At 62.2% G+C, this 13,747-nt stretch carries 8 protein-coding genes; 4 read left to right on the top strand and 4 right to left on the bottom strand.

What is annotated here, in order from left to right; genetic code table 11:
* The first annotated feature begins 14 nt into the window (after window positions 1–14).
* Window positions 15–1,493 (top strand): DNA-3-methyladenine glycosylase 2, encoded by a 1,479-nt coding sequence (alkA, locus tag I6G83_RS00645; RefSeq protein ID WP_054305325.1) that lies wholly within the window; start codon window positions 15–17, stop codon window positions 1,491–1,493.
* Between the two features lie 32 nt (window positions 1,494–1,525).
* On the opposite strand, the gene mgtE is transcribed toward alkA, so the two are convergent.
* A complete protein-coding gene (gene mgtE, locus I6G83_RS00640) occupies window positions 1,526–2,959 on the bottom strand; it encodes a magnesium transporter (RefSeq protein ID WP_054305318.1) in 1,434 nt (477 codons plus the stop codon).
* Between the two features lie 161 nt (window positions 2,960–3,120).
* Entirely contained in the window at window positions 3,121–3,312 is a 192-nt protein-coding gene (locus tag I6G83_RS00635; protein WP_054305319.1) for a YfgG family protein, read from the bottom strand.
* Window positions 3,313–3,726: 414 nt separating this feature from the next.
* Here I6G83_RS00635 and I6G83_RS00630 point away from each other — a divergent pair, with 414 nt between their 5' ends.
* The gene (locus I6G83_RS00630) at window positions 3,727–5,958 is read left to right on the top strand and encodes an EAL domain-containing protein (protein WP_054305320.1); all 2,232 of its coding nucleotides are present in this window, start codon (window positions 3,727–3,729) and stop codon (window positions 5,956–5,958) included.
* A 45-nt stretch (window positions 5,959–6,003) separates the two neighbouring features.
* On the opposite strand, the gene ppx is transcribed toward I6G83_RS00630, so the two are convergent.
* Entirely contained in the window at window positions 6,004–7,557 is a 1,554-nt protein-coding gene (ppx, locus tag I6G83_RS00625) for an exopolyphosphatase (protein WP_054305321.1), read from the bottom strand.
* Window positions 7,558–7,567: 10 nt separating this feature from the next.
* The gene (gene ppk1 / locus I6G83_RS00620; protein WP_062779194.1) at window positions 7,568–9,631 is read right to left on the bottom strand and encodes a polyphosphate kinase 1; all 2,064 of its coding nucleotides are present in this window, start codon (window positions 9,629–9,631) and stop codon (window positions 7,568–7,570) included.
* Between the two features lie 279 nt (window positions 9,632–9,910).
* Here ppk1 and I6G83_RS00615 point away from each other — a divergent pair, with 279 nt between their 5' ends.
* Together I6G83_RS00615 and pstA are read left to right on the top strand one after the other, a co-directional pair.
* A complete protein-coding gene (locus I6G83_RS00615) occupies window positions 9,911–12,088 on the top strand; it encodes an ABC transporter permease subunit (RefSeq protein WP_062779191.1) in 2,178 nt (725 codons plus the stop codon).
* A complete protein-coding gene (gene pstA / locus I6G83_RS00610; protein ID WP_054306925.1) occupies window positions 12,085–13,734 on the top strand; it encodes a phosphate ABC transporter permease PstA in 1,650 nt (549 codons plus the stop codon). Before I6G83_RS00615 ends, pstA begins: the two co-directional genes overlap by 4 nt.
* Window positions 13,735–13,747 lie beyond the last annotated feature (13 nt).

Here is a 13,747-nt window from a genome sequence, read left to right as displayed (position 1 = left end):
GCCCGAGCGCCATAATGATGAAAAAACTGACACCGAGCGTAGCCATGAGTGAACACCAGGCGTTATATGCCGCGCTGAGCGCGCGAGACCGCAAATTCGACGGCCGTTTCTTTGTCGGCGTTTCATCGACCGGCATCTACTGCCGGCCGGTGTGCAGCGCCCGCACGCCGAAAAGCGAGAACTGCAGCTTCTACCCGAGCGCCGCCGCCGCCGAACTGGCGGGCTTTCGCCCCTGCCTGAAGTGTCGGCCGGAGCTGGCGCCGGGTCTGGCGCTGATCGATCTGGGCAACCGCTATGCGCAGGTGGCGGTGCAATTGATTGAACAGGGCTACCTGTCCGAGCACGGCTGCGAGGCGCTGGCGGCGCGGCTGGGCATTTCCGATCGCCATCTGCGGCGCATTTTTGCCGAGCAGTTCGGCGCTTCGCCCATCGACTATGCGCAGTCGCACCGGCTGCTGCAGGCCAAGCGGCTGCTGGCGGACACCGATATGCCGCTCAGCGAGGTGGCGTTCGCCGCGGGGTTCGGCAGCCTGCGGCGCTTTAACGAGCTGTTTAAGCAGCGCTATCGCCTGAGCCCGTCGGCGCTGCGCGACAGCAGCGGCCGGCAGACGCGCGCCGCCGCCGGCGGGCTGGTGTTTCATCTGGGCTATCGCCCGCCGTACGACTGGCCGCGCATGCTGAGTTTTTTGCAGGCGCGTGCGGTCAGCGGCGTGGAGAGCGTCGAGGACGGGCGCTATTACCGTTCGATGGCGGTGACGCTCGGCGGCGAGACGCATCAGGGCTGGGTCAGCGTACAGCCGGAAACGGCGCGCGACCGGGTGCGGGTGGAGATTGCGCCGTCGCTGAGCCGGGTGACCACCGAGGTGCTGCGGCGGATACGCCAGCTGTTCGATCTGGACGCGGCGCCGGACATTATCGCCGCCGCGTTAGGCTCGCTGGTGACCGACCCCGGCCTGCGGCTGCCCGGCTGCGTCAACAGCTTTGAGCAGGCGACGCGCGCGGTGCTGGGGCAGCTGGTCAGCGTAAAAATGGCGGCGGTATTCGCCGGGCGGATGGCGGAGCGCTGGGGGACGCCGCTGGCGCAGCCGCACGCCGGTATTACCTATGTGTTTCCGCAGGCCGGGCAGATTGCCGCGCTGCAGCCGGAGATGCTGCGGCCGCTCGGCATTCAGCTCAAGCGCGCCGCGGCGCTGATCGCTCTGGCGCGCGCGCTGGAAGAGGGGCGGTTGGCGCTGGATAATGTGCTGGATATTGAACAGGGCATCCGGGCGCTGACCGCGCTGCCGGGCATCGGCGACTGGACGGCGAACTATATTGCGATGCGCGCCTGGAGCTGGCCGGACGTGTTTCTGAGCGGCGACTACCTGATTAAGCAGCGCTTTGCCGGCATGACGCCGCGGCAGATTGAGCGCTATGCCGAACGCTGGCGGCCGTGGCGCTCTTACGCCACCTTGCATCTGTGGCATCACGACGGCTGGCAGCCGGAGGCATAAACAGACGGGCCGGCGCAGGCCGGCCCGGAAGGTTACAGCAGGAACAGGCTGGCGAGGCCGAGGAAGATGAAAAAGCCGCCGGTGTCGGTCAGGGCGGTGATCAACACGCTGGAGCCGACCGCCGGGTCGCGCCCCAGCTTCAGCATCACCATCGGGATCACCACGCCCATCAGCGCGGCGACCAGCAGGTTGAGGATCATCGCCAGCGTCATCACGCCGCCCAGCGCCCAGTCATCGTACAGCAAATAGGTCACCAGCCCCATAATGCCGCCCCAGACCACGCCGTTGATGATCGCCACTCCCAGCTCTCTGAGCAGCAGGCGGGAAATATTGCCTTCTTCAATCTGGTGCAGCGCCAGCGCGCGCACGATCATGGTAATGGTCTGGTTGCCGGTATTACCGCCGATGCCGGCGACGATCGGCATCAGCGCGGCCAGCGCCACCAGCTGCGAGATGGTGTGCTCAAACAGGCCGATCACCCGCGAGGCGATAAAGGCGGTGCACAGATTGATGGCCAGCCACGCCCAGCGGGTTTTTACCGCCTTGCTGACCGGCGCAAATACGTCCTCTTCCGGGCTCAGGCCCCCCATGCGGCGCAGGTTGTTGTCGCTCTCTTCATTGACCACGTCGACGATCTCTTCGATGGTCAGACGCCCCATCAGTTTGCCCTGTGCGTCGATCACCGGGGCGCTGATCAGGTCGTAGCGTTCAAACGCGCCGGCCGCCGCCTCGGCCTTGTCTTCCGGCTGGAAGCTGGTGGGTTCGCTGTCCATCACGCTGGCGACCTGCGTTTGCGGGTCGTTCAGCAGCACCGCCGTCAGCGGCAGCTCACCGAGCAGGGTGTTTTTACGGTCGGTGACGAAGATTTTATCGGTGGCGTCCGGGATGGTTTTACGCTGGCGCAAAAAGCGGTGCACCGCGCCCAGCGTCACGTCGGGCCGCACCGTGACCAGCTCAAAGTCCATCATCCAGCCGACGGTCTCTTTGCCGTAGTGCATCATCTCGCGCACCTGCGCGCGCTGCTCCGGCTCCAGCGAGGTCAGCAGGCGCCCCATCAGGTTGCGCGGCAGGAACTGCGCCAGATAGGCCTGTTCGTCGATATCCAGCGTTTTAATCGCCCTGAGCAGGTCTTTATCGCTCATCTCTTCGATCAGGCTGTCCCACACCGGCTCGGCGACTTCCACCAGCGTTTGGCCGCGGCGCGGCGGATCCACCAGCCGCCACAGCGCCAGACGCTCATCCTGCGGCAGCGCCTCCAGCAGGTCGGCGAGGTCGGCGGCGTGCATCTCTTCCACCAGCGCGCGAATTTCGGCGGTCTGGTCCATCAACGCCTGCCGGCTGAGCGGCCGATCGTCATCCGGCCGGCCGAGAATACCGTCGACCAGCGCTTTATTGTTCAGTAACAGGGACAGGATGTGCTGACGGTGTTCAGCCACCTTTTTGACATTATGTGTTGCGGCAGACATGGCATTCCTTAACGCTTGGCACGCAGAGCTCCTGAGTTATAACTTGTACAAGATAGAACATCGCAGAGTATGGCGTCATTTTTATGATAGGGACGATGCGCGGCCAGGAATGGGTAAAGCGTCTGTGGACAGACGGCTTACCCATTCGGCGGCCCGCGCGGTTACGGCGCGTCAGAGGCGCTGTCCCGGGATGAATTAAGCGGTTGACTGACGTGCTGTTCCTGAGCGGAAAGCTGTTTTTCCTGATGGTGGGGAATGGCGGCGATGGCGGTATACAGCAACCGGCCTATCAAAATGATAAAACTTACCAGCAGCACGATTTTGGTCATTTGTCCGGTGGTTCTTTTACGCATAGTGGGTCCGCAGGTCTCGCTTCCTTATGGCGCAGCCGGTGGCCATGCCCGTTATTTCCCCTTGGGTGAACTAATTTTAGTGGCGGCCGGCAAAACTTGTCCATGTATTTCACCGGAAAGAAAAATTATCCCGTTGTGCGTTGAATATTGGTTTGATTTTCTCCGGCGGCGCGGCGCGATTTTTTTATCGCATCAATGTTATGATTATTTTTAACCGGCAATCAGCTGTTAATTGATCTAAATCAATTTTTAACCCGCCGTAGCGCATAGAATTCGTGACCAGCTGTAAAATTTGCTGATTTTTTCATCATTATTACCCTGGCCATCGGAGATGAGCGGACGCCGCTTACTGACAGGCCGCTAAAGTCTGGATGATAAATAGCTTCGCGCGTCGGCGAAGATACTCACTTCATAATGGTTAAATTGAAACTCTGGAATAATTTACGCCACCGCTGGTGGGGCCAGCCCCTGCTCTGGAGCCTGGTGTTTATCCCGCTGGCCGGCTGGCTCTCCCCGCGCATTATGCTGCCGGAAGGGAAGGTGTATCTGGTCTATCTGCCGCTGGCGGTGTGCATTTCGCTGTTGATGGTGTACGACTGGATGGCGATCCCCGGCATTGTCATCGCCATCATGATCCGTTACAGCGCCCGGCTGGGGCCGGAAATCGGCATCATCATGACGCTGCTGTATCTGTTCTGCCTCGGCGTCTGCTGGCTGGGCTACCGCTGCCAGACGCAGCGCGACTGGTGCGCGCGCATTAACGTGCTGGGGTTTACGCCGCCGCGGCTGATCTGGCTGCTGGCGTTTCCGCCGCTGCTGTTTATCCTCAGCCTGCAGCTGATGATCGGCATGGGGCTGCTGCCGGATGAGATGGGCATGGTGTTCGGCAGAGCCAACCTGATGCATACGCTGGTGAATTTCCACGCGCTGCTGATCGCCGGCCTCTCTTCCACGCCGCTGTTCTATTTTGTGCTGCGGGTGCTGAATAATCCGCGCTTTCTGCGGACGCTGCGGCGCCGCTTCCGTCTGGAGGTCGCGCCGGGGGTGAAAACCGGCGAGACGCTGCTCTGGCTGTTGCTGCTGGCCGGCATGGTGTTTGCGCTGTGCTATCCCACCGGCGTCGGGCAGAAGGAGTTTTGGATCGACTACAGCCTGACGCTGCTGCTGCCGCTGATGCTGTACGGCGCGGTGCGTTTCGGCTATCACCTTAACTGCATCGCCTGGTCGGTTGCGCTGCTGGCGCTGTTTTTCAACTATCGCAGCTATGTGCGGGTGGACGGACGCCTGCACGATCTGGCCGTCGTTTCCTCGATGATGCTGGTATTTACCCTCAGCGTATTCCTGCTGTCGGCGATCAATTCCCGCCAGCTGGCGCTGTTCGCCAAAATGAAGCGCGCCTCGCTGCAGGACCCGATGGTCGGCCTGCCGAACCTGCGCGCCCTGAAGCGGGATTTGGCGCTGGCGCCGCGTTCGACGCTGTGCTTCCTGCGCATTGCCGAGCTGGACCTGCTGAGCCGTCATTACGGCATGCAATTGCGCATTCGCTTCAAACAGCATCTGGCCAGCACCCTGCGTAAGGGGTTGGCGGCGGACGAAGACGTGTATCAGCTGCCGGGCTACGATCTGGTGCTGCGGCTGAACGGCTACGATGACGAGGCCAAAGTGGCGGAGGTGCACGCTACGCTGGAGAACTTCCGGCTGGTCTGGAACGGGCTGCCGATTCACCCGCCGCTGGGCGTCAGCTACTGCGGCATCGCCGGGGAAGTGGAGCACCTGCATCTGCTGCTCGGGGAGCTGAGTTCGCTGGCCGAGCTGTCGCTGACCAGCGGCGAGCCGGAGAGCATCCGCAACGACCGTCAGGACGTGCAGAACGAGGTGAAGCGCAAGGTGCGTCTGCTGCACCGGGTGCAGCGGGCGCTGGACAGCGACGGCTTTATCCTGATGGCGCAGCCGATCCACGGCGTGCGCGGCGACAGCTACCATGAAATTCTGCTGCGCCTGCCCGATGACAAGGGCGGTACGCTGTCGCCGAACGAGTTTTTGCCGGTGGTGCATGAGTTCGGCCTGGCGTATCAGCTGGATCTGTGGGTGCTGAACAACACGCTGAAGTTTATGGATCGCCACCGCGATACGCTGCCGAGCGCGCGCTTTGCGGTGAATATCTCGCCGCCGACGCTGTGCCGCCCGACGCTGAGCCGCGATGTGCGGCAGGCGCTGCAGCAGTACGCGATTGAACCGTACCAGCTGATTCTGGAAATTACCGAATCGCACCTGATGCAGGACATCCACTATGCGGCCACCACCCTGCGTGAGCTGCGCGAACTGGGCTGCCGCATTGCGATAGACGACTTCGGCACCGGCTATGCCAGCTATAACCGCCTGCGGATGCTGGAGGTGGATACGCTGAAAATCGACGGCAGCTTCGTGCGTAATATGCTGAACGATCCGGTGGATCACCAGATTATCGCGTCCATCTGCAAGGTGGCGTTAATGAAGCGGTTGCATATCGTGGCGGAATACGTGGAAAGCGAAGAGCAGCAGATGGCGCTGCGGGCGCTGGGGGTCGACTATATGCAGGGCTACCATATCGGCCGGCCGGTGCCGCTGACCTCGTTGGCGGCCGACACGCAGGCCGAGCCGGCGTGACGGCAGGCGGCCCTCCGCGCAGGCGAAGGGCCGCAGAGTACGGCGTCAGGCGAGGCGCTGCTCGTCCTGCTGCGCGTCCTCTTCCTCAATGATCAGTTTCCAGCCGACAACATCTTTCCAGTACTCCTGCTCGCGCTCCAGATCCAGCTGCACCAGCGTATTCTGCGCCAGATAGCCGGCCGGGAAGCGCAGCGTCCAGTGATTGTCATCGGTAACCAGGCGCAGGGTTTCCGGCGTGGTGGTGGACTGCCGCTGGTTGTTCAGCAGCGCGCTCAGGCGCAGGAGCTGTATCAGCGGCAGATAGTGTTTTTTCTTGAACAGATTCAGGCGCGGCAGCTCTTCCAGCTTGATGGCTTTACGGTGGAAGCGCACCAGCGCCGCCAGCAGCAGCTGCTGTTCCTGATTAAAGCCCGGCAGGTTGGTGTTTTGCAGAATATAGGCGGAGTGCCGGTGCATGGCGCTGTGGTTGATGCTCAGCCCGACCTCGTGCAGCATGGCGGCCCATTTCAGCAGCGCTTCCAGCTGCGGGTTGACCAGCTTGGTGTTTTGCGCCATCCACTGGGCGTACAGCAGCTCGGTGGTCGCCAGCACCCGGCTGGCCTGATCGCGATCGATATTGTAGTGCTCGGCCAGGCTTTTGGCGGTGCGGCTGCGGATATCCTGATGGCGGAAACGGCCCTCCATCTCGTACAGCACCCCTTCGCGCAGCGCGCCGTCGGACAGGCGTAAATCGCGGATCGCCAGCGCGTCGAACACGCCGCATAAAATGGCCAGCCCCGGCACAAACACCGCCTGACGCTCCTCCGACAGCCCCGGCAGGCTGAGGGCGCTGAAGTTCTTGAACTGCAGCACCTGTTCGCTCAGCATCTCCAGCCGCTCGAGGGTGATCAGGCCGTCCTTTTCTCCCATCGCCACCAGCACTTCGTGCGCCGCCTTAATCGAGCCGGAGGCGCCCAGCGCGTATTGCCAGCCCTGAATGCGGTATTGCCAGGCCAGGGTTTCCAGCTTTTGCGCCGCCGCCAGCCGGGCGCGGCGGAAGTTGGTGCGGTTGATTTCACCGTCAGGGAAAAAGATATGGGCGAAGCTGACGCAGCCCATGCGGCGGCTTTCCGCCAGCAGAGGTTCGAAATCTTCGCCGATCACCAGCTCGGTGGAACCGCCGCCGATGTCGATCACCAGCTTGCGGCCCTTTTCCGGCTGGGTGTGTTCCACGCCCATAAAGATCAGGCGCGCCTCTTCCTGCCCGGAGATGATCTCGATCGGGTAGGGGATCACCTCGGCGGCGCGCTTCAGAAAGGCTTCGGCATTCACCGCCTGACGCAGCGTATGCGTGCCGACGATGGTGACGTTCTCCTCCGGGAAGCCTTGTAACCGTTCGGCAAACAGGGCCAGGCAGGCCAGACCGCGTTCTATTGCTTCTTCACTGAGCACATTGTTGGCATCCAGGCCGTCGGCAAGGTGAACCCGCTGTTTTAAGCGGCCCAATACCTGCAGGGCGCCGTTGACGACGCGGGCTATCACCATATGGAAGCTGTTCGAGCCGAGGTCGATGGCGGCGATTTCCAATGGCTTATGAGTGGCGGTGCTGTTTAGCGGCATAGTTACTGGCCTAATTTCCTGGTTGTTCCAGAGCTTTTAAGTAGTCGTAAATGGCAATCTGCGAACGTACTTTACGGCGGTTGCCGCGCGGCACGTACTGGTTGCTCAGCTCTTTATCAATATAACGGGCTTTGACGGTGTCGCTGAACTGGATCGCCAGAATATCCAGCACGCGCTGTTTCAGCGCCGGGTCCAGCAGCGGCGTCGCCACTTCGATACGGTAATCTATATTGCGGGTCATCCAGTCGGCGGACGACAGGAAGACCTTGGTGTCACCTTGATTTTCGAAAACGTAAACGCGATCGTGCTCCAGATAGCGGTCGACGATGCTGATGGCCTGAATATTGTCGCTGATCCCCGGCAGATTGGGAATCAGCGAGCACATGCCGCGCACCAGCAGGCGCACCTTCACGCCGGCGCCGGATGCGGTATATAACCGATCCACCAGCCCTTTATCCACCAGATTATTCAATTTCAGCGTAATGCCGGCCGGTTTGCCCGCCAGCGCGCTGGCGATTTCATGGTCGATCAGGTCATACAGCATGCGGCGCGAGTTCTGCGGCGACACCATCAGATAGTCGAAATGCACCGGACGGTAGGGGTTTTCAATAAAGTTGAACACCCGGCGCACTTCGTTGGTGATGCGCGCATCGGCGGTCAGCAGGGAGTAGTCGGTGTATACCCGCGCGGTTTTTTCGTTGAAGTTGCCGGTGCCGATATGGGCGTAGCGCACAATGGCGTCGCCTTCGCGACGCGAAATCAAAAACAGCTTGGCGTGGATCTTCAGGCCGGGGGCGGAGAAGATCACGTGCACGCCGGCCTCCGTCAGGCGTTTGGCCCAGTGAATATTGGCCTCTTCGTCGAAGCGCGCCTGCAGCTCGACCACCACCGTCACTTTCTTGCCGTTATGCGCCGCGTGGATCATGGATTCGATAATGCGCGAATCTTTCGCCACCCGGTAAATATTGATTTTTATCGCTAGCACGCTGGGGTCGAACGACGCCTGCCGCAGCCACTCCAGCACGTGCTCGAAGGTGTGATACGGGTAGTACAGCAGCACGTCTTTTTCCCGGATGGCGTCGAAGCCGTTGCGGAACCGGTCGAACCAGATATGGCGCAGACGCGGCAGCGGCCGGTTGACCAGGTTGCTTTTGCCGACGTTGGGGAAGCTGATAAAGTCCTTGAAGTTGTGATAGCGGCCGCCGGCGATCACCGAGTCGTAGTTGGAGATGCCCAGCTTTTCGCGCAGCAGCTCCACCATTTTGTTCGGCATATCGCGCTGGTATACAAAGCGCACCGGCTCGGCGGTCAGGCGCTGCTTCAGGCTGGAAGACATCAGCTCCAGCAGGCTGGATTCCATCTCCGTCACCAGATCGTATTCCGCATCGCGCGTCATCTTCATCGAATAGGCGTTGAGCGCATCGTAGTCGAAGAAGCCCTTGAAGATGTCATCCAGGCAGTAGCGCAGAATGTTGTCCAGCAGGATCATCGGCTTGCGGCGACGCGGTGCTTCCGGCGGCAGATTGACGAAGCGCGGCACCTTGTCGGACGGGATCTCCAGCAGCGCATAGTCGATATGGCTGCCGCGGATAATTTCCACCGCCAGATAGGTGTAGTCATCTTTCAGAAACTGCACCAGATTGGTGTCGTGATTGATCAGGATCGGCGTAATGTGCTGGCGTAGATGCTGCCTGAAGTACTGACGCAGCCAGATTTGCTGATTCTCGGAGACCTGGCGCTCATTGATCAGAAAGATTTGATTGCGCGCCATTTCCAGCAGCAAATCGTTATACAGGGTGTCGAATTCCTGATCGGTTTTTAACACCTTGGTCTGGATTTTCTTCAGCAAATGGCGCGAGGCGCCGGCAGAACCCTGTTCTTCGCTGATCAGGATGCGCCGTTTCAGATCGGCAAAGCGGACTTTGTAGAACTCATCGAGATTATTGGAGTAAATGCCCAGGAAGCGCATGCGCTCAATCAGCGGATTGTTCTTATCTGCGGCTTCCTGCAACACGCGCTCATTAAAGGATAACCAGCTTAGTTCTTTTTCGATGTAGAGCTTTTCCTGACCCATTATTACTCCGGTTAAATCATGGGAAAAATCGAATGGCATTCCCCTATGCCGGCCCAGGCCGCCTGCCGCGGAGGCGGATGGAGGCACCGTCGCCCGTCGCTCACGCCGCCTGGATGCCGCTCTAATGTCCTACAACATTATTGCGAGAGATTGACAGTAATGTCCAACAGATCTGCCGGCCGGGGGCGGTAAACTTTGTCATGCAAACGACATTAATCTGACATAAGATGCCCGGTTATCTTTTGGCGTAAGCCTGCCCTGCAACAAAGACAGAGACAGATGGTACAGACAACGGCAAATCAACTTCCCCGCGATCGGCGGCGCGCACGCATCGACCGCGGCGTACAGGCCATGGTGACCGTCAGCGGCCTGCTGGTGCTGATGATGCTGATGTTAATTTTCGTTTACCTGCTGTTCGCCGTACTGCCGCTGTTTAAGCCGGCCTCCGTCGACGCCTCGCCGGCGCTGAGGCTGAACCACGCGTCGCCGGCCCTGGCGCTCGGCATGGACGTTCAGCAGCGGGTGGGTTACCGCATTGACCGGCAGGGCGAAGGGCAGTTTTACCGGCTGACGGCACGGCAGGGGCAGGCGGCCGGCACGCTGCTGGCCAGCCAGCGGCTGCTGCCGGCGCCGACGCTGCTGGCCCGGGCGGTTGGGGCGCGCGATCTGTTTGCGCTGGCGCAGGCCGACGGGCGTTTTATTATCGCGCAGGCGGATTTCGCCGCCGCGCCGCAGCAGAAGCCGCACTGGAGTTTGCCGCTGGGTGCGCAGCCGCAGGCCCTGTTGCCGCATGCCGGCGCGCTGACGCAGCTGGCGCTGACGCCGGCGCGCGAGGCCGGAGCGTATCTGGTGGCGGCGGTGACCGAGCGGCGACAGCTGCTGTTGGCCCGGGTTGCGGCGCGGCAGCCGGCTGCGGTTAGCGCCATCGTGCTGAGCGACGACGTGCAGCAACTGGTGCTGGCGCCGGATGGCCGCCAGCTCTATCTGCTGAGCGGCAACCGGCTGGCGCGCTATCAAATCGACGGGACGCAGCTGCGGCTGCAGGAGACGCAAACGCTCGGTGAGCAGGCGCCTTACCGCCTGACGGCGCTGCCGGGCGGCAGCGCGCTGATTGTGCATGCCGCCGACGGCACGCTGCAGGAGTGGTTCGACGTGGAGAAAAACCAGCGCTGGCGCCTGACCCCGGCGCAGCAGTTCACGCCGCAGCCGGCCGCGGGCGCCGCGGTGATCGCCGAGCCGTTCCGCCGGGTATTCGCTGCGCTGCAGCCGGACGGCGCGTTTGCGCTCTATTCCAGCATCCAGTCCCGGCCTCTGTTGCACGCCCGGCTGGCCGCCGGCGTACAGCAGGCGGCGTTTGCGCCGCGCGGCGACGGCCTGCTGCTGGAGACCGCGCAGGGCTGGCAGCAATATCGGCTGAATAATGATTACCCTGACGTGACCTGGCGCTCGCTGTGGCGGAAGGTCTGGTACGAGAATTATCCGCAGCCGGCGCTGGTGTGGCAGTCCACCTCCGGGGAGGACAGCTATCAGGCCAAGTTCAGCCTGATGCCGGTGATTTTCGGCACGCTGAAGGCCGCCGGCTACGCCATGCTGTTCGCCATACCGTTGGCGCTGGGCGGCGCGGTCTATACGGCCTGCTTTATGTCGCCGGCGCTGCGGCGGCTGGTGAAACCGGCGATTGAGGTGATGGGCGCGCTGCCGACGGTGGTCATCGGGCTGGTGGCTGGCATCTGGCTGGCGCCGGTTATCGAGCGTCATTTACTGGCAATACTGGCGTTGCCGCTGCTGCTGGCCGGCGCGGTGTTGCTGTGCGGCATAGCGCAGCAGCGCTGGCGGCCGGGCCGGCTGAGTCCGGGCGGCGATTTACTGCTGCTGTTGCCGGCGCTGGCGCTGACCGTCTGGCTGGCGATGGCTCTCGGCCCCTGGCTGGAGACGCAGCTGTTCGGCCAGCCGATGCACTTCTGGCTGGGGGATGACTTCGACCAGCGCAATACGCTGGTGGTCGGCGTGGCGATGGGCTTTGCGCTGGTGCCGGTGATTTTCTCGCTGGCGGAGGATGCGCTGTTCAGCGTGCCGACCACACTCACCCAAGGCTCGCTGGCGCTGGGCGCTACGCCGTGGCAGACGGTGGCGCGGGTGACGCTGCCGGCCGCCAGCGCCGGTATTTTCTCGGCGCTGATGATCGGCTTCGGCCGGGCGGTGGGGGAAACCATGATCGTGCTGATGGCCACCGGCAATACGCCGATCGTCGACGGCAGCCTGTTCCAGGGGCTGCGCGCGCTGGCGGCGAATATCGCCATTGAAATGCCGGAGGCGGTGTTCGCCAGCAGCCACTATCGGGTGCTGTTCCTGACCGCGCTGGTATTGTTCGTGTTTACCTTTATCGTCAATACGCTGGCCGAGGCGATCCGCCAGCGCCTGCGTGAGCGCTATAGCCAGAATCAGGAGGCGCCATGAGAGCCTGGTTAAAGTCGGGTTCCCCCTGGGTATGGCTGACCGCCGGCTCGGTCAGCGTCAGCCTGCTGGCGCTGCTCGGCATTTTGCTGCTGCTGGCGGGGCAGGGGATGCGCTACTTTTGGCCCAGCCCGGTCTATCAGTTTGAGCTGAATCAGGCGGCGGCCGGCCCGGTCACGCTGATTGGCGAGCTGTATCAGCAGCAGACGATTTCGCGCCAGCAGCTGCTGGAGGCGGGCGTGACGCCGCCGGGCGAGGCGGCGCAGCTCACCCGCTACCTGATTAAGGTCGGCAACCGCGAAAGTGAAGGGCAGGATTTCCGTACGCTGCTGGCCAGCGATGTGCGCCGCCAGAGCGCGCCGCGCGACCTGCTGGTGCTCGAGCGCAACAGCAACGGCACCGCCTATGGTTTTCTGGCCGGCCTGCTGGAGGACGGCCAGCCGCTGACCGGGCGCGATCTGAATCAGGCGCTGCAGCAGCGGCTGCCGCAAATAGCGGCGCTGTCGCGGCAGGCGCATGATATTCAGATTCACCAGATGGCGCGGATTAATGAGCAGTTTGCGGCGCTGAATCTGCGTGAGAAAAAGCTCCGGCGCGACCAGCGTTTTGATGCCCGCGCCCAGGCGCAGATGAAGGCCGAGCGGCTGGAGCTGCAGCGCCAGTACCGTCAGATGGCGGAGCAGCTGGACGGGCTGAATCGCGATCGTCAGCGCGATGCGCTGCTGCTGCGGGATATGCGCGGTCAGGTGCATACCATCCCCCTGAGCCAGATTCGCGATGCCTGGTTCCCCAATGCGATGTCTCTGGGGCAGAAGGTGGCGCACTGGGGCGAACAGGTGAAAAAGTTTCTGAGCGACAGCCCGCGTGAGGCCAATACCGAGGGCGGCGTGTTCCCGGCGATTTTCGGCACCGTGCTGATGGTGGTGCTGATGTCGGTGGTGGTGATGCCGTTCGGGGTGATCGCCGCCGTTTATCTGCATGAGTATGCCGGCAAGAACCTGCTGACGCGGCTGATCCGCATTGCAGTGGTCAACCTGGCCGGGGTGCCGTCGATCGTCTACGGCGTATTTGGCCTGGGCTTTTTTGTCTATTTGATCGGCGGCAGCATCGACCGGCTGTTTTATGCCGAATCCTTGCCTAACCCGACCTTCGGCACCCCCGGCGTGCTGTGGGCCGCGCTGACGCTGGCGCTGCTGACGCTGCCGGTGGTGATTGTCTCGACCGAAGAGGGGCTGTCGCGCATACCGGCCACGCTGCGTCAGGGCTCGCTGGCGCTGGGCGCCAGCCGGGCGGAAACCCTGTGGCGCATTGTGCTGCCGATGGCGGCGCCGGCCATGATGACCGGCCTGATTCTGGCGATTGCGCGCGCGGCGGGTGAAACCGCGCCGCTGATGCTGGTCGGCGTGGTGAAGTCGGCGCCGGTGCTGCCGGTGGACGATATTTTTCCGTATTTGCATCTGGAGCGTAAGTTTATGCACCTGAGCTTCCAGATTTACGATATGGCGTTCCAAAGCCCCAGCGTCGAGGCGGCCAGGCCGCTGGTGTTCGCCACCGCCTTCCTGCTGGTGGCGATCGTCGTCGGGCTGAATCTGACGGCGATGGGCATCCGCCATTCGCTCAGGGAGCGTTACCGGGTATGGGAGCAGTAACAGTGAGAATGAG

The organism is Serratia rubidaea (assembly GCF_016026735.1).
In the GTDB taxonomy this organism is placed as follows: Bacteria; Pseudomonadota; Gammaproteobacteria; order Enterobacterales; family Enterobacteriaceae; genus Serratia_B; species Serratia_B rubidaea.
This window is presented reverse-complemented; position numbering and strand designations above follow the sequence as displayed.

Coding starts and splice junctions, on each gene's coding strand:
- alkA (WP_054305325.1), top strand. CDS start 15: ATGATGAAAAAACTGACACCGAGCGTAGCCATGAGTGAACACCAGGCG.
- mgtE (WP_054305318.1), bottom strand. CDS start 2,959: ATGTCTGCCGCAACACATAATGTCAAAAAGGTGGCTGAACACCGTCAG.
- I6G83_RS00635 (WP_054305319.1), bottom strand. CDS start 3,312: ATGCGTAAAAGAACCACCGGACAAATGACCAAAATCGTGCTGCTGGTA.
- I6G83_RS00630 (WP_054305320.1), top strand. CDS start 3,727: ATGGTTAAATTGAAACTCTGGAATAATTTACGCCACCGCTGGTGGGGC.
- ppx (WP_054305321.1), bottom strand. CDS start 7,557: ATGCCGCTAAACAGCACCGCCACTCATAAGCCATTGGAAATCGCCGCC.
- ppk1 (WP_062779194.1), bottom strand. CDS start 9,631: ATGGGTCAGGAAAAGCTCTACATCGAAAAAGAACTAAGCTGGTTATCC.
- I6G83_RS00615 (WP_062779191.1), top strand. CDS start 9,911: ATGGTACAGACAACGGCAAATCAACTTCCCCGCGATCGGCGGCGCGCA.
- pstA (WP_054306925.1), top strand. CDS start 12,085: ATGAGAGCCTGGTTAAAGTCGGGTTCCCCCTGGGTATGGCTGACCGCC.